Genomic DNA, 26,452 nt, shown 5'->3' with positions numbered 1-26,452 from the left:
ATGAGGCTTTGGATTATACGGCTGCAAAGTAGCAGCCAAAGCCTGGCATGGTTAAAGTCCCCTCGTTAAGCGAGCCATTATGGTGCTGCAACTGAGTGTGCTCAGTGTGTATGTTGTCGCTCAATGGTAGTGTGTGCGACTGGTCACCAAGGTTGAACACACACAGCATACTTTGCTGTTCGTAACGACGATAAAAAGCGAGTATCGGCTCAGGTGTGTCGATGAACTCAATATCACCATATTGCAACGCAGGCATGGTTTTTCGCCAAGCCATAAAGTGTTGGAAACGTTTTAACACTGATTCTTCTGAGTGTAGCTGAACATCAACGGCAAGTGCTTGATGCTGCTGCTCAACTGGCAACCAAGGAGTACTAGTACTGAATCCTGCATGGGGCTGCTCATGTTGCCATGGCATAGGTGTTCTACAGCCATCGCGGCCCTTAAAGTTAGGCCAGAAGGTAATCCCATAGGGGTCTTGTAGGTCCTCAAAAGCAACCTGAGCCTCACCCAAGCCAAGTTCTTCACCTTGGTACATACAAACGCTGCCGCGCAGTGAACCCAGCAATGCTGTTAACATGCTAACTTGTTTTGAGTCCGTCTTAGCTGATGGATGCCAGCGGCTTGCAACGCGCTCTACATCGTGGTTGCTAAATGCCCAGCATGGCCAACCTTGGGTCATGACAGACTCAAGTGTGCTTACGGTTTCGCGAATATATTGTGCGCTGTAATCCTTAGTCAGTAACTCAAAGCTATAACCCATATGCAGTTTATCGCCATCGGCGGTGTATTCTGCCATAGTTTGTAGCGAATCTTCTGATGAGATTTCACCTAAACTAACTGTACCGGGGTAGCGGTCAAGTAGGCTGCGGATCTCCTGCATAAATGCGAGGTTCTCTGGCTGTGTATTGTTGTAGTAATGATATTGGAACGCGTAAGGGTTGTCCTCGCTAAACCCACGACCTTGGCGAAGCTCTTTGGGCTTTGCTGGGTTGTCGCGTAGCTGCGCATCGTGGTAACAGAAGTTAATAGCATCCAAACGAAAGCCATCCACACCTTTTTTCAACCAAAACTCTACATTATCTAACACGGCTTTGCGCACATCTGGATTGTGAAAGTTCAGATCAGGCTGTTCAGTCAAGAAGTTATGTAAGTAATACTGACAGCGTCTTGGTTCCCATTGCCAAGCGGTGCCACCAAAGATAGATAACCAGTTATTTGGTGCGCTACCGTCTGGTTTTGCGTCTGCCCAAACATACCAATCAGCCTTATCGTTACTGGTGTTTTCACGACTTTCTATAAACCATTGGTGTTCATTGGACGTGTGACTCAACACCTGATCGATAATTATTTTTATGTCACGCTGGTGCGCTTGGGCAATTAAAGTATCGAAATCATCCAAGTTACCAAACATAGGATCGATGTCACGGTAGTCGCTGATATCATAGCCGAAGTCTTTCATCGGAGATTTAAAGAATGGTGAGATCCAAATGGCGTCTACGCCAAGTGACTTTATATAATCTAATCGATTTATGATCCCAGGCAAATCGCCAATACCATCGCCATTTGTATCTTGAAAACTGCGAGGGTAGATCTGATAGATAACCGCACCTTTCCACCATTGCTGTTGAGCCATGTATATTCTCCAAGTTTCTGCTCAATACTGCCATTTATGAAGGAAGTTATATAAACCTAACCAACATGGGGGCATTAATGGCAAAAAGCATACGTTATCGCCCAAATACTGTAAAAAGGTTGCATACGTATGCATCATAAATACCGAAATTAGAAGCAAAAAATTGACCTAGAAAAACCAATATAGTTTCTGTAATAAAAGTTTACCAATTTAATCCTAACTGATCTGATAGCCTTTTATTACCTAAATAAATTGTGTTTTGGTGGGGTGGTTAATGGTAAGACCAATTTATCATTATTGAAACTTCAACAATTTTAGCACACCTATGCTATGGCGTTTTTGTGACAAAAAAAAGAAATCAGGTTAAGTTTGCAGCAAAAATCCGCTATATATTTGTGATCAGAGAAGTCACTTTTTAGTTTTATTAAATGTTTTTAAAACATAGGGTTAATGCACTTTTGTGTGAAATAAATGTAAACTTGGTGATGTTGGCTATAGTTTGAATACGTATGCATAAAGTTGTTTATAAAATTAGCTCAGCGCTAATATGCATCCTGACAACAAAAGTAGCTGAGCATCAATACGCTTGTCATCCAAGCAAGCGCAATAGAAAAAGATGTTTCAGTAATAAAATTGGGTAATTGGGATAAAACACTATGTCTATGTTCAAACCAAGTATGTTAACACTGGCACTAATTGGTGCAGGTGTTGTTTCACACTCTGCGTATGCAGCTGAAGAAACTGCTAAAGCACAAGAAGATCAAAAAGTAGAAGTCATAGAAGTTAAAGGCTTTCGTGCCAGCGTTGTGGAATCAATTAACACCAAGCGCTTTTCTTCTGAAGTCGTTGAGTCAATTTCAGCTGAAGACATAGGTAAATTGCCTGATTCTTCAATTGCAGAATCAATTGCTCGTTTACCGGGTTTGACTGCGCAACGTCTTGATGGCCGTGCCAGTAAAGTAAGCGTACGTGGTTTTGGTGAAGATGAGAGTGCCACCACTTTTAATGGCCGCGAACAAGTTTCAATCTCTGACAACCGGGGTGTAGAGTTTGACTTATATCCTTCAGAGGTTATGAGCGGCGTTACCGTTTACAAAACACCGAGTGCTAATTTAGAAGCGGAAGGTATTGCGGGTGTAATCGACATGCAAACCATCAAGCCATTGAGTGTTGATGAGCGTGTTTTCCAACTAAATACCATGTATGAAAAGACCAGCTTTGATAAGTTAAACCCAGATGGTGAAGACGCTGGTCTGCGTGGTACGTTCTCATATGTAGATAAATTTGCTGACGATACCATTGGTGTTGCGTTGGCACTTACTACCATGACTTCACCAAACCAAGAAAAACGTTGGAATGCGTGGGGCTACCCTGAATTTGAAGCAGATGGTAAACAATACTCTATTTTGGGTGGCGCTAAGCCATTTGTTCGCTCATCAACGCTTGAGCGTGACTCTGTAATGTTCGTTTTTGAAGCGGCACCAAGTGACAAACTATCTATGGTGTTTGATGCTTTATACGTTGACTTCAAAGATGAAAAGATCTTACGTGGTATTGAAATCCCATTTGCATGGGGCCAAGGTTCAATTTCTGGTGAAACGGCAACCGTAGACGAAGCTTCTGGCTTTGTAACGAGTGCTATCACGCAAGGGCAACGTGTTGTTGTACGTAATGACTATGAAGACCGTGAAGCTGAGTTAAGTGCATTTGGTTTCAATACAAAATATAACGTAAATGACTCATTGACGCTTGAATTTGATGCAAGCCACTCGAGCGTAGAGAAGCAGATCTGGAGTTTAGAAAGCTACTCAGGCACGGGGCGTGGTAATGACCGAGGCGTAGCAGATAACTTAGGTTATACATTTTCTGGTGGCAATACCGGTGCGCAATTCTCCCATGAATTAGATTACAGTGACTACGACTTAATCAAAATCGGTGGCCCATTATCTTGGGGTTGGAGTTCAGCACTTAACGAAAAGTATGGTGTTGTGGGTTCAGAAAACGACCAAGGTGAATACGAATATCACCCATATGAAAACCAGCTACAAGATGGTTTTATCAACGCGCCCACTATTGAAGACGAATTAAACGCATTGAAACTTGCGGCAAAGCAAGCACTTGATAACGAATTTGTCAGCAGTGTTGAGTTTGGCTTGTCATATCGTGATAGAGAAAAGTCTAAAGTGTCAGAAGGTTACTTCATGACTGTTGCAGGTTTCTCTTACCCTGACAATCCTGGCATGCTAACAGTGCCAGAGCAATACCGATTAGGTAGTGCTAATTTAGACTTCATCGGCATGGGTGACATGATTGCCTATGATTCACGCGCTATGGTGGCGGATGGTCAGTTTGATTTACTGGCAGAAAGCTTGACTAACCCAAGCCACGCAACGATGTCTTGGACGGTTGAAGAGCAGGTTACGGCCGCGTTTGTACAAGCAAATATCAATGCTGAAATCGCAGGTTTCCCTGTGACAGGTAACGCGGGTCTACGTTACGTAAAAACTGAGCAAACGGGTAAAGGTAATGCTTTCAACACTGTGGATGGTAAAGTGGTTACTACACCAACACACGTTGAGCATGACTATTCTCACTTATTACCCAGCTTGAATTTGTCATTGGCAATTGATGAAATGCAGACAGTGCGTTTTGGTGCTGCGAAAACAATTTCTCGACCACGTCTTGATGAGATGAATGCGTCAATCAGCGCTAAGTACAACCAGCGTCCTGATGAAAATGGTAATAACTGGGAAGTGTCAGGTGGTAACCCAACCCTTGAGCCAAAAGAAGCGATTGGTTTTGACTTGACCTATGAAAACTACTTCAGCGCAGAAGGCTACTTCTCAGTCGCGTTGTTCCATAAAGACTTAAAAGAATGGATCTTTGATGGAACTTACGAAATTGATATGACTGGCGTTGTTGACCCTGTATCAGGTGAGGTTCCACCAAATGCAGGTGGATCAGGTAAAGGTAAAGTCAATGGTGGCGGTGGCGACCTTTGGGGTTATGAGTTATCGGTTGCATTGCCGTTTAATATCTTCCACGAGAGCTTAGAAGGCTTTGGTATTATTGCCAGCCACACTGGTGTGAAATCAGATATCGAAGACCCTAATGGTAACGATTATGAGCTACCGGGCTTGTCTGACCGTATTCAAAGTTTAACGTTCTACTATGAAAACCACGGTTTCCAAGCGCGTACGAGCATGCGTAAGCGTAGCGCATTTAAAGGTGACGTATACGGTTTAGGATTTAAAACCGTTCAGGTAGATATTTTAGGTGAAACCATTTGGGATGCGCAGTTGGGCTATGACTTTGGTGAAGGTGGTTTCGAGCAGTTAGATGGATTGTCTGTAAGCTTACAAATTCAAAACATCACTGAAGAGCCGTTTACCGCGCTTTCGGGTGATAACGCACTACAAGTACGTGATTACCAAGACTATGGCCGCACCTATATGTTAGGTTTAAGCTATAAGTTTTAATCGCTGACACGCGATAATGTAAAGCCCTTGTCTTAACCACAAGGGCTTTTTTGTATCAAGCTATGAAGGGGTTGTGTTATGTCTGCTCAACAGATTAAAAACGTTGTGATTGTTGGTGGGGGAACCGCCGGTTGGTTAAGTGCATCTTTTTTAACCAAAGTGATGGGGAAGCTTATTAACATAACGGTGTTGGAGTCAGCAGACATAAGCACGGTGGGAGTGGGGGAGGCAACCATTCCACCGTTGCAACCGTTTAACAGCGCGATGGGCATTGATGAACAAGCATTTATTCGCGCAACCAAAGCAACCATTAAACTCGGCATTCAATTTGAAGGTTGGGGTACAGAAACGAGCAGCTATATGCACGCATTTGGGGCGATTGGTAAAGACTTCCCATTTTGCGAGTTTCATAACCACTGGCTGTACGCGCAGCAGCAGGGCATTGGTGACGATTTTTGGAATTACTCACTGAATTATCAAGCCGCAAAACACCATAAGTTCTCTAAGCTCAACGCCATCCCCGGTACCAAACTACCTGGCATTTCTTATGCCTATCATTTTGATGCAGGGCTATACGCCAAGTTTTTAGCCGCCCATGCAAAGCAACTTGGAGCATGCCATATTCAAGGCACTGTAGAGCGAGTTATTAAGGATGAGTCATCCGGTAATATCAGAGCACTTGAGCTCAAAGACGGACAGCAAGTAACTGGCGACTTATTTATTGATTGTACTGGTATGCACGCTCTATTGATCGACAAGGCCCTCAACAGCGGCTTTGAGGATTGGTCTCACTGGCTGCCCTGTGATAGTGCTTTAGCAGTGCCATGTGAACATGCCAGCACACACATTGCGCCCTACACTCGCTCCATAGCACATGAAGCGGGCTGGCAGTGGCAAATTCCCCTACAACATCGCGTCGGCAACGGTTTGGTCTATGCCAGTAAGCATATGAGCGATGAGCAGGCCAAAGACAAGCTACTGAGCAATTTACCCGGTAAGGCATTAGCAGAACCTAAGTTAATTCGTTTTAGAACAGGGCGACGACTGACGCCTTGGCACAAAAACGTAGTGGCAATTGGACTCTCTAGTGGCTTTTTAGAACCGCTCGAATCAACCAGTATTCATTTAATTCAAACTGCCATTGTGCGCTTGGTTAAGTTGTTTCCTCACAATGGTATTGAGCAAAGCCAGGTCGCGCTATACAACCAGCAGTCGAAAACAGAGTTTGAGCGTATTCGCGACTTTATTATTTTACATTACAAACTCAATGAACGAAGAGATTCTGATTTTTGGCGTCAATGTGAAAGTATGGATATCCCTGAAAGTTTGCTGCAAAAAATTACCTTGTTTAAAGAAACGGGAAAGCTACTGCGTGAAGATGACGAATTATTTGCCGAAGTAGCATGGCAACAGGTATTCATCGGTCAGGGGCTAAAACCAAAACAACTACATCCGTTATTACATGCGCTGAGCGACCAACAAAGGATGGAGTTATTTAGCAGCCTCAAAACCTTAATAGAACAAACAGTGACTGCGATGCCTACCCACACACAATTTTTGACGGACCTCTAAGTTATGAAAGCGAGTCTTACAATTTTATATCTGCTGTTTGCAACGTGTTGTTTGATGCGTCACGAAGCGATAAACGCCTATCAAGTCGAACCACAAAATTGGTGGGTGGGTATGCAGCATCCAGCCTTGCAAATTATGGTTAGGCAGGTGAGCGTCGCCAATGCCAAGGTAAGCCTGCGTAGTTACGAAGGCGTTAAGTTGGTAGGGGTGGAGCGAGGAGACAGCGACAACTACGCTTTTATAAACTTGCATATTGATGAACATGCGCAAGCTGGTGAGTTGATTTTTGATATCATTTCTCAACACACAAGTGATGTGCTTCGCTACCCATTACACAGCCGTCAGCCTCAAAGTGCTGCGCGTCAAGGGTTCTCTAGTAAAGATATCATTTACTTAATCAATCCTGATAGGTTTGCCAATGGCAATCCAGACAATGACAGTGTCGCTGGTATGTTGGAAGGCCCACAGCCGGATTTTAAAGGAGGGCGTCACGGCGGAGACCTACAGGGGATTATCGACCGTCTGGATTACATAAAGGATATGGGGTTCACACAATTGTGGTTGACCCCAGTGCGTGAAAATAACATGAGTGAATATTCTTACCATGGCTATGCACTAACAGACTTTTATAAAATCGACCCCCGTATGGGGAGCAACGAGCAGTATCGCATCTTAACGCAAGCCGCAGCGAGTCGAGGGATTGGCGTGATCATGGATATGGTGCTTAATCACAGTGGCTTAAATCATTGGTGGGTTAAAGATAAACCAACCGCAGATTGGCTTAACTTTGCTGGTGAATTTAGCGGCACAAGCCATGCCAGACAAACAATTCAAGACCCCCACGCCAGTGAGTTTGATAAAAAGCAATTCAATGATGGCTGGTTTGTACCCACCATGCCGGATCTCAATCAGCGACAACCACTTTTGGCGACTTACCTCATACAAAATGCGATTTGGTGGGTAGAGTATGCCAACTTAAGCGGTATTCGTGTTGATACATATTCATATTCTGATAAAAGTTTTCTTGCCAAGTGGACCGAGCGTCTAATGAATGAATATCCCAACTTTAATATTGTGGGTGAAGAGTGGAGTACTAATCCCGCTATTGCTTCATATTGGCAGCGAGGCAAAGTAAACCAAGATGGCTACACCTCTGAGCTCGTGAGTGTGATGGACTTTTCATTACAAGCGTCGCTGGTTAAAGCGTTAAATGAGGAAGAAAGCTGGAACACAGGATGGATAAGAGTATATCAGTCCATAGCGAATGACTTTCTTTACCCAGACACAGATAATTTGCTGACGTTTTTAGATAACCATGACATGAGCCGGATATTTACTGAGTTGGGTAAGGATTTGGACAAAACAAAACTGGCCATGACTTTGCTGCTAACCACTCGGGGTATTCCACAGGTTTACTACGGCACTGAAGTATTGCTTGATAACACAGGCTCAAATGATCATGGTGATATCAGAATTGACTTTCCAGGCGGATTTCAAGGCCACAAGCACGATGCGGTGTCAGGCAAAGGGTTAAGCAAGGCGCAAAAAACAATGCAAAGCTATGTACGGCATCTGGTGCAATTAAGAAAAAAATACACCGCGCTGAGCGATGGCGAGCTGATACATTTTAGCCCTTATGATGGCGTATACAGCTATGTTCGACGCGCAAAGTCGCACAGCATTATGGTGTTGCTGAATAAGAGCCAAACGCCGGTAACAGTCAGCACGGCTCGGTATCAAGAAGTACTACAGGGGGTAAAAACCGCGCGGGATTTACTCAAACTCTCTGAGGTAGATGCGCTGGATAGCATAGAAATACCGAAAATGAGTGCAAGGGTACTACTGCTAAAGCATGACTAGCATATGAATCCTTATGGTGAATACGTATGCAGAAGGTTCAACCTCAGTTATAAGCCAAGGTAGACTGCAATAAGCCACATTATGACAACAACAAGTGACAACAAGTGCAATGAGAAATTTAAAATCTAAGGCTGTATTTAACAAGCTAAGATATTGTGTATTGAGTGCGGCGTCGAGCGTGTTGATACTGGGCTGCTCTGAGCCACAGCAAAATGCTCAGACGAGTCTTCAAAGCGAGCCTCAAAGCACTCAGGCAGCAGTGAGTAAGCCAGTTGTTTACCAAGTATTCACTCGTTTATTTGGTAATCAACAAACCGCCAATGTGCCTTGGGGCACCGTAGAGCAAAATGGTGTGGGTAAGTTTGCAGACTTTACACCAAAAGCTTTGCAAGAGATCAAAGCGCTCGGTACAACCCATATTTGGTATACGGGCGTGTTACATCATGCATTGGTGACCGATCATAGCAAATTTGGTATCGCTGCTGATGACCCTGATGTTGTTAAAGGTCGTGCAGGTTCACCGTATGCCGTTAAAGACTACTACAATGTTAATCCGGACTTAGCGATAGACCCCAGTCAACGTTTGGCTGAGTTTGATGCTTTGATTACTCGCACTCATCAAGCAGGAATGAAGGTGATCATTGATATTGTGCCGAACCATGTTGCCCGTAACTATCAGTCTATGTCGGCCCCTGATGGGGTCAAAGACTTCGGCGAAAATGATGATACAACCCAAACCTATGCAAGGGACAACAACTTCTACTATGTGGTGGGCGAAGATTTTAAAGTGCCAGTGTCGCCAGATTACCAGCCTTTGGGGGGAGAAGCTCACGTGCAAAGTGATGGTCAATTTAGCGAGTCTCCTGCTAAATGGACTGGCAATGGCGCACGTGCAGCGCAGCCAGATATTAACGACTGGTACGAAACCGTTAAAGTGAATTACGGGGTGAAGCCCGACGGCAGTTATGATTTTCCTCGCCTACCTGCAAATTATGCACAGCGCGATATTCAGGCACACTATGAATTTTGGCAGCAACATGAATTACCTGATAGCTGGTATAAGTTTCGAGATATTGCCTATTACTGGTTAAACCGAGGCGTTGATGGGTTTCGCTACGATATGGCGGAAATGGTGCCTGTGGAGTTTTGGAGCTTTTTAAATGCTTCAATCAAAATGAAAAACCCACAAGCCTTTATTCTTGCTGAGGTGTATAACCCCGCGCTGTATCGTGACTATATCCAGCAAGGAAAAATGGATTACCTGTATGACAAAGTCGGTTTCTACGACAGCTTGAAAGCGCTAATGCAGCAAACAGGCCATGCGCAGGATGTTTTGGCAGCGCAGCACAGCGTTCAAGATATTGCCAAGCACATGCTGCACTTTTTAGAAAATCATGATGAACAACGTATTGCCAGTGCTGAATTTGCAGGGGATGCTCGTATGGGTAAGCCTGCAATGGTGGTGTCGCACTTGATCAGCAAAGCCCCGACTATGTTGTATTTTGGGCAAACGGTCGGTGAAGATGGCTCAGAAGATGCGGGTTTTGGTAAACCAAGCCGCACCAGCATTTTTGACTACATTGGTGTGCCAGCCCATCAGGCTTGGATGAATGGCGGTAAGTTTGATGGTGGTCAGTTGAGCCAAGCTCAGCAATCACTGCGTGCCTATTACGTTAAGCTGATGTCGCTTAGTACCTTACCAGTTGTGGTTGCTGGGAACTTACTGCCAGTGGTGGTTGATACTGATAATGCCCAAGCAAAGCAACGTGTAATGGCATTTGCTCGCCAATACGCAACACAAAGAATGGTGGTAGCCAGCAACTTTGATGCAAATCATTCACATACTGTCAGTTTAAGCTTGCCCAATGATTGGCAACAAAACAACAACACAACAGTACGTGATTTATTGGAAAACCATCCTGTGCAAACGATAGAAGATGGCCAAATTACGATTAATTTAGCTCCACGCGCAAGTGTGGTTTATTTACTTGAGGATTAGCCATGCAACAACAAAAACCGAACTTAAGCTTTTGGCAAATCTGGAATATGTGCTTTGGCTTTTTAGGTATTCAATTTGGCTTTGCACTGCAAAATGGTAACGTGAGCCGTATTTTTCAGACTTTAGGGGCATCGGTAGATGATATTCCTATCCTTTGGGTTGCCGCGCCATTAACAGGTTTGATAGTGCAGCCTATCGTCGGGTATTGGAGCGACAAAACATGGGGACGCTTAGGGCGTCGGCGACCATTCTTCTTCTATGGTGCTGTTTTAACAACGCTGTCACTGTTTATTATGCCTAACTCGCCAACACTATGGATAGCTGCGGGTGTGCTGTGGATTATGGATGCATCCATTAACGTGACAATGGAACCTTTTCGAGCATTAGTTGGTGACAACCTTAACGAAAAACAGCGTGCTACAGGCTACTCAATGCAGAGCTTTTTTATCGGTGTGGGCGCCGTTGTAGCCTCAGCCCTGCCTTGGATGATGACCAACTGGTTTGATATTAGTAACACGGCCAGTGAGGGGCAAATTCCTGAATCTGTAAAATATGCATTTTATTTCGGTGGCGCTATTTTGTTTTTAGCGGTGGTATGGACCGTGATTAAAACCAAGGAGTATACCCCAGAGCAATTGGCTAGCTTCGACAGCGAAAGCAGCGATTTACCCTATAATAATGAGCCGCTTAGAGTGATTAACTTTGCAAAAGGTGCGTTGGTGTTTGCATTGCTAGGCGGTGGGCTACTAGGTTGCGTTGTTGCATTGGAACTAGAAAAAGAGCTGTATTTGCTGGCGGCATTATTACTGAGCTTCGCCTTGGTTCAGCTAGTTGCAGGCTTTTTACAGAATAAGCAACGTGTTAGTGGCGGTTTCTATCAGGTGATTTATGATGTGTTTACCATGCCAAAGACCATGCAACAATTAGCTGTTGTACAGTTTTTTAGCTGGTTTTCATTGTTTGCGATGTGGATCTATACCACCTCAGCGGTTACCAGCTTTCACTATGGGACTTCGGATGTAACCAGCAAGGCATATAACGATGGAGCTGACTGGGTCGGGGTACTGTTTGCTGCATATAACGGCTTCGCTGCACTTGCTGCCATCGCCATCCCAGTGATCGTCAAAAGAGTGGGTTTGGCTTGGGCGCATTGTTTGAATTTATTACTGGGTGCAGGCGCTTTGATAAGCTTTATGTTTATCCAACAACCGCACTTGCTATGGCTACCTATGATTGGAGTAGGGTTTGCATGGGCGTCGATCTTATCTTTGCCTTACGCGATGCTGAGCAACTCATTACCAAGTAATAAAATGGGAGTATTTATGGGGATTTTCAATTTCTTCATTGTTATTCCGCAACTATTAGCTGCCAGTATTTTAGGTCTTATTCTAAGACACCTGTTTGATAATCAACCTATCTATGCGTTGGTGATTGGGGGCGTATCACTAATTTTTGCCGCCGTATCTGTACTGCGCGTTAAAACGCAAACCGCCTAGGGGAAAGAAATGAGAAAAACGATAAACAAACTGACAATTGCATTACTGACTGCGGGGCTTGTAGGTTGCGGTAGCGCAACTTATAACGGCCAAACTGAAGTTGATGTGGTTGCACCGGGTGCGCCTGGAGACAAGCCATTTTGGGCCTATTCAGGCAAGACGGGGATTGGCACGTCTTATGAAGCATACCAAGATGGGCAATATAGCGATAAGGCGCACACCGGTGAGGTATCAAAAGTTTGGTTCTCTATCGCAAAAGGCATGATCACTGAGACCATGTTTGGGCTTATTCACCAAGCGCAGTTAAAAGACTTACAAATGGTGATCACAGGCACGGATGACTATGGCAACGCTTTTAGTGTTAAAGAAAGTGATGTTGATGCTTTTGAGGTCAGCGTAGATTATCTACATAAGGACTCTGCTGGTCGCCCACTGTCTTTGGCGTATAAAATTACCAGCAAAGACAAGTTGGGTCGCTTTGTTGTAGAAAAGCATGTATTTACGGACTCAGATGGGCAAAGTTTGTTTGTACGCACTCACGTTAACAGCGCCGTTAAGTCACCATTACAGTTGTATGTATCGGCGAATCCATACATCAATAACAATGGCGTGAATGACTTTGCAAAAGTAACTGAGCAAGGTTTGGTTGCCAATGAAGGCGATAGTTATCTCACCATGCAGGCACAAGGTGGCTTTGCTCAAGCCTCAGTAGGCTTTACTGGTAAAAGTGATAATTTGGCCTCATTAATGCAGCAGCAAAAGCTGGAAAACACTTACACCTCAACGGGAGAAACATCGGGTAACGTGAGTTTACTTGGCAAGTTAGGTGAGGTGAATCAGTCGGCACATTTTGATTTTGTATTAAGCTTTGGCAAGTCACAAGCTCAAAGTGCCAAGCAAGCAGAGCAGACGCTTGCAAAGGGCTATCAAGCGGTATTAGATGCCTATAATGGCGGTTGGGAAGCCTACCTATCGCAGTTAGCACCGTTGCAGCGATTAGCACAATTTAGCGCGGACCAAGGTAAATTACTCCATACCAGTGCCATGGTACTTAAGGCACAAGAAGATAAAACTCATGCAGGGGCTTTGATTGCGTCACTATCAAACCCGTGGGGAGATACGGTACCTGCGGTAGAAGGTTCGACCGGATACAAAGCCGTATGGGTAAGGGACTTTTATCAAGTTGCCATGGCATTTATGGCCATGGGCGATGCTCACACAGCCAAAACGGCGTTTGAGTATTTAGAAAAAGTACAAGTAAAAGACAGCACGCCAGGCAACCAAGGTGACACTGGTTGGTTTTTACAAAAAACACACGTGGATGGTGAGCTTGAGTGGGTTGGTGTACAGTTAGACCAAACCGCCATGCCGATTATGCTAGCGTGGAAGCTTTATCAGGCCAAGGTGTTAACGGAGCAAGAGCTCGGTTATTGGTATACCAAGATGCTTAAACCAGCAGCTGACTTTTTAGTACACGGTGGCAAGGCCAAGATCCTTTGGAATGATACGCAAATTACACCGCCAAGTACGCAGCAAGAGCGTTGGGAAGAGCAAAATGGTTACTCTCCTTCAACCACAGCGGCGGTGATCTCAGGTTTGGTAACGGCTTCTGAAATCGCCAAACGTAGCGGTGATATTGCAGCGGCTGAACGGTATCTGGAAGTGGCTCAACAATATGATAAGCAAGTTGAAGCATTGATGTTTACCACTGAAGGTGTGCTCAAAGAGCAGGCGCAGAGTCAGGCCAGTGACGGACATTACTTCTTCAGAATTGGTCAAGACTCAAACCCAAACAGCAATAGTAAAATAAACAGCAATAATGGCCGTGAAGGGATGAATAAAAAAGCCATTATTGATGGCGGCTTCCTAGAGCTTGTACGATACGGTGTACGTGCAGCTGATGCACCGAGTATTTTGGCAACATTGCCAGAATATGAAGATGAAAGCATGGTTGATAACCTACGAGTAAAATACAGTTTTACTTTCGATGGTGTAGAGGGAAGTTACCCAGGCTATCGTCGTTATGGTAACGATGGTTACGGCGAAGATGAAGTGACGGGTAACAATTACGCGCAAGGTGGGAAAAATGCTCCAGGGCAGCGTGGTCGAGTATGGCCTTTCTTCACCGGAGAGCGTGGTCATTATGAAATTGCAGCCGCATCACTGAGTAATAATCTGTCAACGCAAAAGGTGCAGCACATTAAACAAACCTATGTCAAAGGGATGGAGCTATTTGCTAATGAGGGAATGATGTTACCGGAGCAAGTATGGGATAACGTGGGTGTAAACCCTAAAGGCTATGAATTTGGAGAAGGAACAAATTCAGCGACCCCACTTGCTTGGACGCATGCAGAATACATTAAGCTGGTTCGCTCACTTGCTGATAAGCAGGTGTGGGATCACTATCCAGTAGTTGAACAAAAGCTTAAATAGTGTGACTAAAATTGTACGATAAAAAACAGCAGGCTTTGGCCTGCTTTTTTATGCTGGCGGCTTATGTTTGGCTGAGTTGATCTGATAATAGATACACTAATATTTCGACAACCTGCTCGGGTGTGGTCGCCCAGGCTTGGGCTGAACCATCTACTTCTTTTAACGGGTGGATCAATGCCTCACTATGTAGCGTGATATAAGGTTTGTTTAGAGCAGCGCAATAGCCTGCATCAAATGCAGCATTCCACTGCTTGTATTGCTCACCAAAACGGATCACCGCCAAATCGCATTGTTCAATAAGTGTTTTGGTGCGAATAGCGTTGATCTTTGCTGACTTATGGTCACGCCAAAAACCGTTTTGCTCCTGCCCAAGGCAATCGCCTGCGGCATCACTTGCTTCATGAATAGTCACCGCTGATGAAAACTTGATATCCAGACCGGCAGCTTTGCTACCTGTTATAATTTGTTCACGCCAATCGGTATGAATTTCTCCACAAAGGTATACTTTTAGTGTCACGTTTATCTCCGTTATGATGAAGTGCTCTGCTTGGTAACAAACAGGGTAACGTGCTTAAGCTCATTCGCAAAATAAAGGCGTTATTTTTGGTAGTGTGTGGTTTGAGCTGTTCATTTTGAGTTGGTCGATTTAAAGATCAATAAATTTCATAGCTGTTTAACATCGGTAACATTTCACCTTTACACTCCTTAGGTTTAGCTATATCTAAATTTAAGGATAATTATGAGCACACCCTCATCAAGCATTGACGTAGAATTAAATCACGAGGACACACCACTACTTACCAGCAACATTGCCAAACAATTCGTACTGATAGCCATTCCAACGACACTCGGCATGGTGATCAATGGATTGTACAGTTTTGTCGACGCTATTTTCATTTCAAAGGGGATTGGCAGTCATGCTATGGCAGCGGTATCGGCAGTATTTCCAATTCAGATGTTGCTGATTGCCATCAGTACTATGCTAGGTAGTGGCATGGCCTCATTGATTTCTCGTTATCTGGGAGGTAATCGTCAGCAAGATGCTGATGTGGTCTTCAGTGCTTCATTTTTATTAGCTATCAGTATCTCTATTATTCTATCCTTACTCATATTTTTTAATTTGTCAGGTATTTTTGATTTTTTAAAAGTACCACAAGATCTTAGAGGGAACGCAACAGACTATATTACACCCATTGTATTATTTTGGACGATTGGGTTTGCCAGTAATCAAATAACAGAAGGGTTTAGAGCGTCAGGTAACCCGAAAGCAATGATGCAAGTTCTATCCAGTGCGTCAATTTTAAATATCATTTTAGATGCGATGTTTATATTTGGCTTTGGTTGGGGGGTTGCTGGCGCGGCTTGGGCAACGATTATTGCTATTCTTATGGCTTTGTTACTCGGAATTAAATTGCAAAAAAGTGGGCAAAGTAAGGTTCGTTTTAACACAGGGTATTTATTTAGCCCCATCAGAGTACATTTTAAAATTCTCAGCTTAGGGTTGCCTGTGTTGATGTCACATGGTGGGTTTTCTCTGACGTTAGCGGCGACTGTATATTCTATCTCTACCTTTTTTAGTGAACAGCCTGATTCGATTATTGCCGCACACGGCATTTTAGTCCGCTGCTTTATGTTTTTATTCTTACCAATTATAGGCATGATGATAGCGCTGCAAACTTTATCTGGTTTTAATTATGGTGCCGGTCAATACCAGCGGGTGCGCAGTGCTTACCTTGTCGCGATTTTTGCAAGTACGTTGTGGGGAGGATTGGTAACTTGGCTGTTGTGTTTTAACGCTGACTTACTCATTGTGCTGTTTACTAATGATGTGCAAGTTATAGCGTTAGGGTTAGACATTGCGAAAGTGTGCTTTGCAGGTTTTATCGCGGCAGGGTTTTGTATGATGTCTAGCGGGTTGTTCCAAGGTATGGGCCGTGCCATTCCTGCGACGTTTTTGGATGCTGCCAGAAACTATATTTTACTGTTCCCGCTCATGTATCTGTTACCCACTTACTTTTCCACAGATGACTTTTGGTTGGCATTCCCAATTGCCGATGTGACAGGCGGTATATTTGCTCTGCTGTTTTCACTGACAACTTTACAGTATTTGACGCATCGTGGAGATTTGCCACTAAAACATAAAAAATTCATATAAGAATTTTAATTGCAAATATATGGACTCAGTATTGCCTAATATAATTTTATGACAATACTGATTTTCATTATTTTTCGCACTGATAACAACCTTCAAGCTTTTGTTTCTATTATGGTTGTTAAAGCCTCTTATTAATTTCCTCTCTATTTATTCTGTTTTTTAATATTCGAATTTAAAATATTTATAATTGATGGTCTCTGAGAAAAACCCCACCTATTCATCTGGTTATGATTTTCTCTGGTTTTTTTGGCGTAATAGTTTTTTGTTGTTGTGTTTATGTGTATTTAAGTATGTCAATAAACAGAATTTATCAATAATAAAATTCTGGAATTTAAACAGACTTAAAACTGCAAGATTTTTGAAACAGAAAAACCGTAACTTGCTTTTCCGACCAAAGGGGTAGGTTAATTGGTCTAATAATAATAGGTAAACAAAAACATAGATATAGAAGCAGTAAATACTATGAAGAATTAACAAATTATGGCTCAGAATCATCAAGGAATATAACGATGTCTAATATTAAACACTCAGTTTCAATTGTTGGAGCTGGTATTTCGGGTATCATGTGCGCGCTGACACTTGCTCGCTCACAAACCTGCAAAGGTTGGTCGATTAATGTTTATGAACAAAAATCAAGAGTGGGCGGACGGGCACACACTACCTTTATAAATGATCAATTCCTTGATCTTGGCGCTGGCAGATTTTGTTCGCAAATACATGTAAATGTTTATGACCTAGTGAAATCCCTTAACCTAGAGTACGAAACGTTTCCTTTTACACAGTTGAAAACTTCACAGCCCATCCAGAAAGAGCTTAAGCAATTGCTCGATAATTTAAAGCCTCTGATTGCAGAACATCGCGATGATTCGTTTCGTGACTTTTTAGCGACTTACTTAGGCGCGAGCAAAGCGTCAGATGTGATTATGGCACTGGGTTATGATTCTCTTTCTCTACCCATTATTTCTCCTTCTATTGCCTACGATATTATCGAAAAGCACCCAGAAACACAGGGCTTTTCTGAAAATGTGGGCTATCAATGGTTCAATTTGAAAGAGGGTTTTTCAGCGTTGACACAGGCGCTATATGAGCAAGCATTATTACTGGGCGTAAACTTTCATTTTGATCAAGAACTAATCGCAATAGAGCACAGTACGGATAGCCATAACCTGATCCTTAAAGATCAGCTTGGTCAGCGACAAACTCTCTCTGATGGCTATAAAATTGTGACGTTGCCTCCTTCTAGAATGCAACAGCTAGATAGCGAATTCCCCAAGCGCTGGACTAACTATAGTTATGGTTCAAGCCCATTGTTTAAAGGGTTCTTCTTTTATACAGATTCATGGTGGCAAGGGTTAGGGTTGACTGACCATGTTGTAATTACCCGTAACCCAATTCGAAAGTTGTACTTTAAAGACAACAAATATGTGTTTTTCTACACAGATGGTGAAAACGCGCTTTACTGGCAAGATATGTACAACCAAGGCGAGCAGCATTATCTTCAAGCCGTCAGAAACTTTATTGCAGATGCATTGCATCAATCACCTGAGTCTATTCCGGTTGCACACTCCCACATTCATAAATTCTGGACCCACGGTGTTGAGTTCTCAAAAGAATGTTGCCCAGAACATCCTTTCTATCTCACTTTAGGGGATGACAGCGTTATTTCTCTCTCTGATGCATACACACATCATTGCGGCTGGATGGAAGGGGGAGTTTTAGCGGGGAGACATACCGCAGAGGCCATCATTAGCAAACAAAAAGCAACGAATCACGAACCTGAAAAAGAGGTGGCATACACATGATGATAAGAGCGTTTCAAATCAATACAAAAGAAATAAGTGAACGATAAATGAGTGTTCTAGATTTCCCACGAATACATTTTAAAGGCGTAGCAAGAGTTAACGTGCCAACGGCTAACCGCAATATCAATAATACCTTGGATATTGCAACGAATACGGTATTACATGAAGGTCAAGCAGTTGATGTTAAGATGCCTCCAAAGGCATATCATGAGTATTTACAGTCACTGGGGCCAAAAATTAATGCTCGAGGCGAAGTAGATGAAAATGGACAGTTTAACCTAGCATGTGGTTATAACATGATGGGGAACAACCACTTCTCATGGCATGATACACAAATTACGGCACTGCAAATTCGCCCAGGGGAGTGTTTACAGCATGATCCGTTGCTAGGCGGTACACTGAATCTTTGGGGCCACTATAATGAATATTTGCGAACCTCATTTAATCGTGCCCGCTGGGTCGACAATGACCCAACGCGAGCGGATTCTGCGCTGATATACGCCGGACAACTTACCGTTAGCGCACCAAACAGTGAAGCCAATACAGCGCATGTATTATCTGCTGATATAGATTGTACTCATGGAGTACGTTGGCTAAATCCAGGCTACATAGAGCAGGAGCAACCCCATGCTTTTGCAGCCGATCTCGCTGCTGCTCGACTTTTTCAATTTACCGTGAGTAAACATTCTAAAGACTTTCTTATCAACCAGTTGAACTTAGAGTCTGAATTTCTAGAACAGCTTAAATTGGCACTGGCGCAACCCGATGTAAAAGGGCTGGTAGTGCAATATTGTGTGAGTAACCTGTCGCCACCAACTCAGCCGAATATGCCAGTATTTTGCGATTTGCACGGCAGTATTGGGCTATGGCGTGAGCATGAAATGGCCACTTGTCCGGTGGGTAGAGTGTTACAACCTGACAACCAAGAGCACTTTTCAAATATCGTGCTGCAGGCTTCGCAGCATTGGTTGAGCCTGAATATGGCAATCAGTGTGGGTCATCAAGGTTATTTAGAGACTTTGCCGGTTGAGTCCGGCATGCCTGCGAAACTGGCCGACAAGGTATCACTTGGTGATCTGAAACTACAGAGTAAAGAGGGTCAAACGCTTGCGATAATTCCAGAGGCCTTGTACAAAAACAGTCTTGAGTGTGCTGGTATCATCGATATTCCAATAGAATTAAGTGTCTCGGATCTTGCCAACTTGTCGCTTAAATTGGTGAGCGATCAACATAGCTGGCATGAAGTGGATTGGTACGTTCAAGGGGAGCAGCACATTACCTATATGGAGTCGCCAAATCCTAAATCACAGCAAAAAAGTAACCAGCTCATAGATGTCTACAGTTATTTTCGAGGGGCACCTCGGGCAATAAATAAGCTGGCGAGCCACAATTGCACAACGGATTTATTATCTTGTGATGCGTTTCTTGAAACCGCTGACGATGGTCGCGGTCAGTTTTTAGTTGAAGCTTTATCTGCAGGCAGCGGACAAATCTTTTTAGGTGAGCAACATAGCCCAATAAAGGTGCGTGTGCTCAGTGATGATTGGGCTTTATTGGATACGCCAGATGAGCAGGTTGACTATGACTTTTTGTATGAAAATGTCATGGCTTATTACGAGTTTATATACCCGTTTATGGCAGACAAAGTGTTTAGCATGGCGGATAAATGTAAGTGTGAAACATACGCGCGCTTAATGTGGCAGATGTGCGATCCCAACAACAAACACAAGAGCTATTACATGCCTAGCACGCGTGAGATGTCGCAGGCACAGTCTTATTTGTTCTTGAAATATCTTAGCAATGTTGAAAACTCGGCCATTCCTAAAACTTTGCCACCCTGTAACACAGAGTTAGCCATTACTGGCAAGATTAAAAATAAAGCTCAACTTATTCAGTCTCTTAGAGATGCCGTCGACCTCGAGCTATCTATCATGTTGCAGTATTTATATAGCGCATATTCGTTGCCAACTTATGCCTCTGGAGAGCAATTTGTTAAGGCGGGACGTTGGACTAATGAGCAACTAGAGCTTGTTAATGGCGGCTCTGATAGAAGGCATAACAGTGGTTGGCGAGGCGTGCTTTTGGAAATAGCACATGAAGAAATGATCCATTATCTGGTGGTCAATAACTTGTTGATGTCGCTGGGAGAGCCATTCTATGCGGGGGCGCCAGTCCTAGGTGAGCAGGCGCACAGTACTTTTGGTCTAGACACTGACTTCTCATTTGAGCCGTTCAGTGCACAGACGATGGCCAAATTTGTGCGCTTCGAGTGGCCGACTTTTATTCCGACTATTGGCCGCTCTATTGCTGATTTCTACGCAGATATAAAACAGGCTTTTGAAGAGCTGCCAGACCTTTATCCGCAAGGCAATATACACTCTGGTGGAGAACATCACCTGTTTTTGAATGAAGTGGTGAATCGTAATTATCCGGGTTATCAATTTGAGGTCTATAACCGTGAAACGGCATTGTTTGCGATTGAGTTTGTGACGGAACAAGGGGAAGGTGTGAGTGAGCAAACTGAGCAATTTGAGCTCAGTCACTTTAACCGCCTTCGTCAGATCTCTAAAGTGCTCAACCAGCAAGATGTGCCTTTTGAGGGAGCTTATCCGGTGCTTAAAAACCCGGTTTTCCAAGCGCGAGCTGGGTGTAATCTGGTTACTAACCCGCAAGCGCAATCGTTGATGAGATTTTACAAAGAATGTCACGAGTTGATGTTTCAAATCATGATGCATCATTTTGCGCAAACCCCAAAAGGCAGTTTACGCCGTTCTCGTTTAATGAATGCTGCAATAGACCTAATGACGGGAATTCTACGCCCGCTTTCGGTGCATTTGATGACCTTGCCCTCAGGTACACCTGGGCGCAATGCTGGGCCACCAGTGCCTGAACCTGTTGAGTCATCAATTGCAACTGACTATGCAAAAGGCTGCGCGCAATTATCGCAACGCTGCGCAGATTTGGCCGATATGGCAAGAAATTTAGATCTAATTCAAACACCTGACACGCAAATAGAGCTGCTGGAGTTTTTCCAACAACAAATGGCAGATCTCGCAACAGGAAATCTTTCAAGGGAAGGCTAATACAATGAAAAAAATAATCATCGTCGGCGGCGGTTTGGCAGGTGGCCTGACTGCTATTTATCTCGCAAGACGCGGCTATGAAGTGCATATAATTGAGAAAAGAGGGAACCCGCTAGACAATCAAGCAGACTACATTGACCAAGTAAGCTCAAGAGCGATTGGTGTGAGCATGACGGTACGGGGTATCGAAGCGGTAGTCGCTGCGGGTATTCCTTTGCAAGAGTTGCAAGCATGTGGTGTGCAAGTGTCGGGCATGGCGTTTTTCGTCAAAGGGCAGGCCAAAGTACGAGAGTTACCGCCAATTGATAAATTACAGCCCTTATCGCTTAGCCGCAGTGCGTTTCAGGTTTTATTAAATAAGTATGCGCATCAAGCTGATGTGACATATCACTATCACCAACGTTGTGTTGAAGTCGATTTAGATAATGCCAGTATTTTAACCCAAGATGCGTCTGGCAACTTTGTGACTCACAAAGGGGACTTAATTATTGCCGCTGATGGGGCACGTTCGAGTGTACGTGATGCGATGCAAACACACTGTCGTCGTTTTGAGTTCCATCAATCATTCTTTAAGCATGGCTACAAGACATTGGTGATCCCAGATGCGTCTAAGGTTGGACTGCGTAAAGATTTATTATACTTCTTTGGTATGGACTCAGGCGGAGAGTTCGCGGGTAGGGCGGCAACTATCCCCGATGGAAGTATCAGTTTTGCCGTGTGTTTACCTTACACAGGCCAGGTGAGTTTGCACAGCAAAGATAGCACCGCCATGCGAGCTTTTTTCGAAAAGTACTACTCAATGGTGCCAGACGATGTTCGTCAATCTTTATTCGAACAATTCATGGAAAAACCCAGCAATGATTTAATCAATGTTCGCTCGTCTACATTCCATTACAAAAACAAGGCGGTTCTAATCGGTGACTCTGCGCATGCCACCGCACCATTTTTGGGTCAGGGCATGAATATGGCGCTTGAAGATGCCTATGTTTTGGATCAGTTATTCGAAGAATATGAAGGCGATCAAGATGAGATTTTGCCTAAATTCACGCAGTTACGTAAGAAAGAGGCCGATGCGATGCAAGACATGGCGCGCGCTAACTATGAAGTGCTGTCTTGTTCTAATCCCATCTTTTTTATGCGAGCGCGTTTTGCTCGATACATGAATCAAAAATTTCCCGGTCTCTATCCGCCAGATATGGCTGAAAAGCTGTATTTCACCTCTATGGCGTACAGCGAGCTTAGGGATGTTCAACAAAAACAAAATGTTTGGTACAAAATAGGGAGAATGAACTAATGAACATTTTAGTGATAGGTGCAGGTCCGGCTGGGTTAATGTTTGCAAGTCAAATTAAAAAGCTCAATCCGCAGTGGCATATCCGTATCATAGAAAAAAATAACCAAGAAGAGAGTGTTGGTTGGGGCGTTGTCTTACCCGGCAGAGCGCCTCATCATCCAGCCAATCCATTATCCTACTTGTTGGATCATGAAACGTTAGATGCGCAATATTTAGAAACCTTCAAACTGACGCATCACAATGATAGTGCGATGAAAAGTACTGGCGTGACATTGTGTGGTGCAGAAAGAAAATCAATGATCAAAGCGCTTCGTGAGCTTTGCCAAAGCCTTGATATTAACATTGAGTATGAGCAACCTGTGCTAGAAGAGGCGCAATTAGCCGCTGACCAATATGATCTTGTGGTGGTCTCGAATGGCATCAGCCAGAGCGCACATTTCTATCGTGAAGCACTTAAGCCTAAGGTGGATTTTGGTAAAAACCGTTACATGTGGTACGGCACACCGCAGATATTTAACGAAATGAACCTGATTTTCAAAGCACACTCAAGCGGCGTGTTTGTCGCTCACTCATACAAATACTCCAGTAAAATGAGTACTTTTGTTGTTGAGTGTAGTGAACAGACATATCAAAAGTCTGGGTTGGACGATATGTCACCTGAGCAAGCTGAGCAGTTCATTGCAGGCGTATTTAGCCAAGAGCTTGATGCGCAGCCTGTTATTGCGCAAGCTGGCTTAAAATGGCGTCAGTTTATGACATTAAGCCATGAAAAAGCCTACGATGGTAATGTGGTGTTGCTAGGGGATGCATTGCAATCAGGCCATTTCTCAATAGGACATGGTACGACTATGGCGGTTGTTGGTGCGCAATTGTTAGTCAAATCAGTACATGAGCATAGCCAAAATGTAGAGGTTGCGTTGCAAGACTTCAACCAACGTGTCATGCCTGTAATGAAGTTGTTCAGTCAACATGCCGAAATTAGCCGACTTTGGTTTGAAAGTGCAGAAGATAACATGCATCTGACAACCCCAGAGATTGCCCAAGCGTTTGCACAAAGACGTGCGTCATTACCTGCGCTGCCAGAGGCATTGGAAGCTGCACTCAAATACGCGTTGAAACGTTAAAAGGTATTACAATGGAACTGAATAGATTGGATAAAGTACCACCAAGACTCCCGAACAAGTGGAGTAGTAGTTATATCTCTTACTGGCAACCTATGTTGCCCGAAGATGATATTACCTCAGGTTACTGTTGGTTTGATTACACTAAAAACGTATGTCGTATTGATGGACTATTTAACCCTTGGAGCGAAGCACAAAAGGGACATCGTTTATGGATGTCAGAAATTATGTATCCGAGCAGCAATGAATCCTTCAAGGCAAAAGTGGCTTACACGAGAGCACATACTAATATGCCTAGTGAATTTATTGAATCGGTTCTCAATGACGAAGTGGATGCCTGCCATGAGTTAATTTTAACTCAAGATGTGCTGATACAGTGCAATGCACAATTTACCGGTTTGCACGATGTATTGGGGCAATCCGCCGAGGCATGGACCTTCGAAAGGCCGCATGGCAAGGGGCCTGCAACTTATTATTTTGCAACGGGTACCAATCAGCTATTAAGAATGATCACAGGTGATCCTAACGTTCATGCATCTGTTCGTGATTTTCCAAACTTTAATACGTTAGATATACCAGCGAGTACGTTTGACGTTACCAAATTAAAATCGCTCGAATAGGCGATTATTTGGTACTGAGAATGAGGCATGCCAACCATGTTAACCAACATGGTTGGTCATGAATGCTGGGTCAGCAGCAAGCATTGAAATTAAAAATTAAATTGTTATTAATGCAACTATAATCGGTAATTTTTTAAAAGTAAGTAAAAACATCAAGGTGTTAACTGAATATTTCTCCACCTCTTTCTCGCCTGTTTTTGTAAATAAATTAAGATAATTGATAATAAATGTTGAAATGCAGGTTTTTGCGTGCCATATTTTTTGGGCGGATATTAACATCTGCTTAATCTTAATTTCTTCAACAATCATTTAGGAGACGTATATGTTTAAAGTTATCGTACTACGCCCTAGTGATCTGCATGAATGTTCGGTTGACTACCACTTGAGTGAGTGGTTCGACGAATAACCTCACCTGAATTTTAAAGCCTAACTATGCCCACATTTTCGTTGCGGCAGGAATAATTATAACTATTAAAATTCAGGTAAATTATTATGAAAAACAACATGAACATTCTATCTGCATCACTAGCAGCCTGTTTGCTTGCAAGCGCAAACAGCTACGCATGTCTAACCAATGAAATCGAATCAAATAATACTGAAAGCAGTGCCAATAGTGGCGTGTGTAGTAATACGCTAGTCACTGGAGAACTATCAAGAAACGATGTTGATTGGTTTTCTTTTGAAGTGACGCAAACAGGGACTATTGATATTTCATTGGATCACAGTAGCGGTGATGATTTTGACTGGTTCTTGTATCAAGAAACAGGCCCTGCGGTGGCCAGTAGAGAAACCAGCCAAGTGCCCGAGTCTGGCAGTTATCAAGCAACATCCACCGGCACGTATTATGTCAAGTTAACGCGTTATAGCGGTTCGGGTTGGTATGATCTAAACGTAAGCTTTGACGAAAATACCACACCACCTCCACCACCGAGTGGTAGTTGTAACTATGGCGCACGACCGTCAAAACCTGGCGCACTGAAAGCCTACATAGCGGGCAACAGTGCTGATACCTGTAATGTTCTGACCTCAGGCAACGGGGCAACCTTGTTGATGGGCGGTGGCACGGATGTAGACGCTGCTTTCAATCAACGAGTGACGCCACATGTTGGTACTGGCGCTGATGTGGTGGTGCTGCGCACATCGGGCACCGATGCGTATAACGATTATCTACTGGCACTTATGAATGCTGATTCAGTAGAAACCCTGATTGTTGACTCTATCAGCAAAGCTAACGACCCGTATGTAGAGTGGGCTATTCGCAGTGCGGAGTTTGTCTGGTTTGCAGGAGGAGACCAGTCCGATTATCTCAACCAATGGCAGGGTACAGCTGTACAAACGGCGGTTCAGCACGTGTTTGACAAAGGGGGCGTTGTGGGTGGTACTTCGGCTGGTATGGCATTGATGGCCGACAGCATCTATGACCCTGATGGTGTGCTTGGTGCGATTTCTAGTGAAGTGGTTACGGATTATTGTCATGAAACGCTTAACTTCAGTAGTACGTTTGTCTCTATCCCAATGCTAAGCAATGCCTTGACCGATACACATTTTGCTGAGCGAGATAGAATGGGTCGCGCGGCGGTATCATTGGCAAGGCACAGCAGTGCGCATTTCAACATTGCCGCAGATGAAGCGACTTCTATCTATATTACCGCAGATGGTAATGGAGTTGTTGATGGCAGTGGGTCAATTTACATCCTCAAAGAAACGGCACAAACCCAAAGACTGGCGTTGGCATGTGGGCAGGCTGTTGAATATCAGGATATATTACGAGTGAAGCTGCAAAGCGGTGATAACTATAATGTTTATAGCCATACACACACAGGTTCAGAGTTAATGATGTCAATTGATGGTAATTTAACGAACTTCTATCTGCCGACTAACCCTTACTAGAGTGGGCCCGGTATA

Annotated in this window: 15 protein-coding genes; 13 read left to right on the top strand and 2 right to left on the bottom strand. The window is 43.8% G+C overall.

Translation table 11 applies throughout. The features are described 5' to 3' along the window. Nucleotides 1–13: 13 nt before the first annotated feature. Entirely contained in the window at nucleotides 14–1,633 is a 1,620-nt protein-coding gene (locus tag L1070_RS09440) for an alpha-glucosidase family protein (RefSeq protein ID WP_237125374.1), read from the bottom strand. Nucleotides 1,634–2,289: 656 nt separating this feature from the next. Between L1070_RS09440 and L1070_RS09435 the strand changes: the two genes are divergently transcribed. The 6 genes from L1070_RS09435 to L1070_RS09410 all read left to right on the top strand — a co-directional run bounded on the left by L1070_RS09435 (nucleotide 2,290) and on the right by L1070_RS09410 (nucleotide 14,472). Next, nucleotides 2,290–5,112, top strand: coding sequence for a TonB-dependent receptor (locus L1070_RS09435; RefSeq protein WP_237125373.1), 2,823 nt, complete (start codon nucleotides 2,290–2,292; stop codon nucleotides 5,110–5,112). Nucleotides 5,113–5,190: 78 nt separating this feature from the next. Beyond that, nucleotides 5,191–6,684 carry a tryptophan halogenase family protein gene (locus L1070_RS09430; protein WP_237125372.1) on the top strand — a complete coding sequence of 498 codons (1,494 nt, stop codon included), beginning with the start codon at nucleotides 5,191–5,193 and terminating at the stop codon, nucleotides 6,682–6,684. A gap of 3 nt (nucleotides 6,685–6,687) precedes the next feature. Next, entirely contained in the window at nucleotides 6,688–8,544 is a 1,857-nt protein-coding gene (locus tag L1070_RS09425; protein ID WP_343221749.1) for a glycoside hydrolase family 13 protein, read from the top strand. A gap of 109 nt (nucleotides 8,545–8,653) precedes the next feature. Further along, nucleotides 8,654–10,543, top strand: coding sequence for an alpha-amylase family glycosyl hydrolase (locus tag L1070_RS09420; RefSeq protein ID WP_237125371.1), 1,890 nt, complete (start codon nucleotides 8,654–8,656; stop codon nucleotides 10,541–10,543). Between the two features lie 2 nt (nucleotides 10,544–10,545). Then, nucleotides 10,546–12,039, top strand: coding sequence for an MFS transporter (locus L1070_RS09415; RefSeq protein WP_070986836.1), 1,494 nt, complete (start codon nucleotides 10,546–10,548; stop codon nucleotides 12,037–12,039). A 9-nt stretch (nucleotides 12,040–12,048) separates the two neighbouring features. Further along, nucleotides 12,049–14,472 (top strand): glycoside hydrolase family 15 protein, encoded by a 2,424-nt coding sequence (locus L1070_RS09410; protein WP_070986837.1) that lies wholly within the window; start codon nucleotides 12,049–12,051, stop codon nucleotides 14,470–14,472. 61 nt (nucleotides 14,473–14,533) lie between these two features. Here L1070_RS09410 and L1070_RS09405 read toward each other — a convergent pair whose 3' ends face one another. Then, nucleotides 14,534–14,989 carry a YtoQ family protein gene (locus L1070_RS09405; RefSeq protein ID WP_237125370.1) on the bottom strand — a complete coding sequence of 152 codons (456 nt, stop codon included), beginning with the start codon at nucleotides 14,987–14,989 and terminating at the stop codon, nucleotides 14,534–14,536. A 222-nt stretch (nucleotides 14,990–15,211) separates the two neighbouring features. Here L1070_RS09405 and L1070_RS09400 point away from each other — a divergent pair, with 222 nt between their 5' ends. The 7 genes from L1070_RS09400 to L1070_RS09370 all read left to right on the top strand — a co-directional run bounded on the left by L1070_RS09400 (nucleotide 15,212) and on the right by L1070_RS09370 (nucleotide 26,437). Continuing rightward, nucleotides 15,212–16,627: an MATE family efflux transporter gene (locus L1070_RS09400; protein ID WP_237125369.1), complete on the top strand. Its 1,416-nt coding sequence runs from the start codon at nucleotides 15,212–15,214 to the stop codon at nucleotides 16,625–16,627. A 509-nt stretch (nucleotides 16,628–17,136) separates the two neighbouring features. Next, complete coding sequence (locus L1070_RS09395) at nucleotides 17,137–18,429, top strand: FAD-dependent oxidoreductase (protein ID WP_237125368.1); 1,293 nt, start codon at nucleotides 17,137–17,139, stop codon at nucleotides 18,427–18,429. 47 nt (nucleotides 18,430–18,476) lie between these two features. Further along, nucleotides 18,477–21,512 (top strand): iminophenyl-pyruvate dimer synthase VioB, encoded by a 3,036-nt coding sequence (vioB, locus tag L1070_RS09390; RefSeq protein WP_237125367.1) that lies wholly within the window; start codon nucleotides 18,477–18,479, stop codon nucleotides 21,510–21,512. A gap of 4 nt (nucleotides 21,513–21,516) precedes the next feature. Next, a complete protein-coding gene (locus tag L1070_RS09385) occupies nucleotides 21,517–22,806 on the top strand; it encodes an NAD(P)/FAD-dependent oxidoreductase (RefSeq protein ID WP_237125366.1) in 1,290 nt (429 codons plus the stop codon). Beyond that, a complete protein-coding gene (locus L1070_RS09380; RefSeq protein ID WP_237125365.1) occupies nucleotides 22,806–23,930 on the top strand; it encodes a tryptophan hydroxylase in 1,125 nt (374 codons plus the stop codon). Before L1070_RS09385 ends, L1070_RS09380 begins: the two co-directional genes overlap by 1 nt. An 11-nt stretch (nucleotides 23,931–23,941) precedes the next feature. After that, on the top strand, nucleotides 23,942–24,547 hold the full coding sequence (gene vioE / locus L1070_RS09375) for a violacein biosynthesis enzyme VioE (RefSeq protein WP_237125364.1): 606 nt from the start codon (nucleotides 23,942–23,944) through the stop codon (nucleotides 24,545–24,547). A 492-nt stretch (nucleotides 24,548–25,039) separates the two neighbouring features. Then, entirely contained in the window at nucleotides 25,040–26,437 is a 1,398-nt protein-coding gene (locus tag L1070_RS09370) for a pre-peptidase C-terminal domain-containing protein (RefSeq protein WP_237125363.1), read from the top strand. Nucleotides 26,438–26,452 lie beyond the last annotated feature (15 nt).

The organism is Pseudoalteromonas sp. MMG022, assembly GCF_021654245.1.
In the GTDB taxonomy this organism is placed as follows: Bacteria; Pseudomonadota; Gammaproteobacteria; order Enterobacterales; family Alteromonadaceae; genus Pseudoalteromonas; species Pseudoalteromonas amylolytica.
Note: the sequence above shows the minus strand (reverse complement) of the source record. Positions and strands in the feature narration are given on the sequence as shown.

Coding starts and splice junctions, on each gene's coding strand:
- L1070_RS09385 (WP_237125366.1), top strand. CDS start 21,517: ATGAAAAAAATAATCATCGTCGGCGGCGGTTTGGCAGGTGGCCTGACT.
- L1070_RS09395 (WP_237125368.1), top strand. CDS start 17,137: ATGTCTAATATTAAACACTCAGTTTCAATTGTTGGAGCTGGTATTTCG.
- L1070_RS09430 (WP_237125372.1), top strand. CDS start 5,191: ATGTCTGCTCAACAGATTAAAAACGTTGTGATTGTTGGTGGGGGAACC.
- vioE (WP_237125364.1), top strand. CDS start 23,942: ATGGAACTGAATAGATTGGATAAAGTACCACCAAGACTCCCGAACAAG.
- L1070_RS09410 (WP_070986837.1), top strand. CDS start 12,049: ATGAGAAAAACGATAAACAAACTGACAATTGCATTACTGACTGCGGGG.
- L1070_RS09380 (WP_237125365.1), top strand. CDS start 22,806: ATGAACATTTTAGTGATAGGTGCAGGTCCGGCTGGGTTAATGTTTGCA.
- L1070_RS09415 (WP_070986836.1), top strand. CDS start 10,546: ATGCAACAACAAAAACCGAACTTAAGCTTTTGGCAAATCTGGAATATG.
- L1070_RS09370 (WP_237125363.1), top strand. CDS start 25,040: ATGAAAAACAACATGAACATTCTATCTGCATCACTAGCAGCCTGTTTG.
- L1070_RS09400 (WP_237125369.1), top strand. CDS start 15,212: ATGAGCACACCCTCATCAAGCATTGACGTAGAATTAAATCACGAGGAC.
- vioB (WP_237125367.1), top strand. CDS start 18,477: ATGAGTGTTCTAGATTTCCCACGAATACATTTTAAAGGCGTAGCAAGA.
- L1070_RS09440 (WP_237125374.1), bottom strand. CDS start 1,633: ATGGCTCAACAGCAATGGTGGAAAGGTGCGGTTATCTATCAGATCTAC.
- L1070_RS09435 (WP_237125373.1), top strand. CDS start 2,290: ATGTCTATGTTCAAACCAAGTATGTTAACACTGGCACTAATTGGTGCA.
- L1070_RS09425 (WP_343221749.1), top strand. CDS start 6,688: ATGAAAGCGAGTCTTACAATTTTATATCTGCTGTTTGCAACGTGTTGT.
- L1070_RS09420 (WP_237125371.1), top strand. CDS start 8,654: ATGAGAAATTTAAAATCTAAGGCTGTATTTAACAAGCTAAGATATTGT.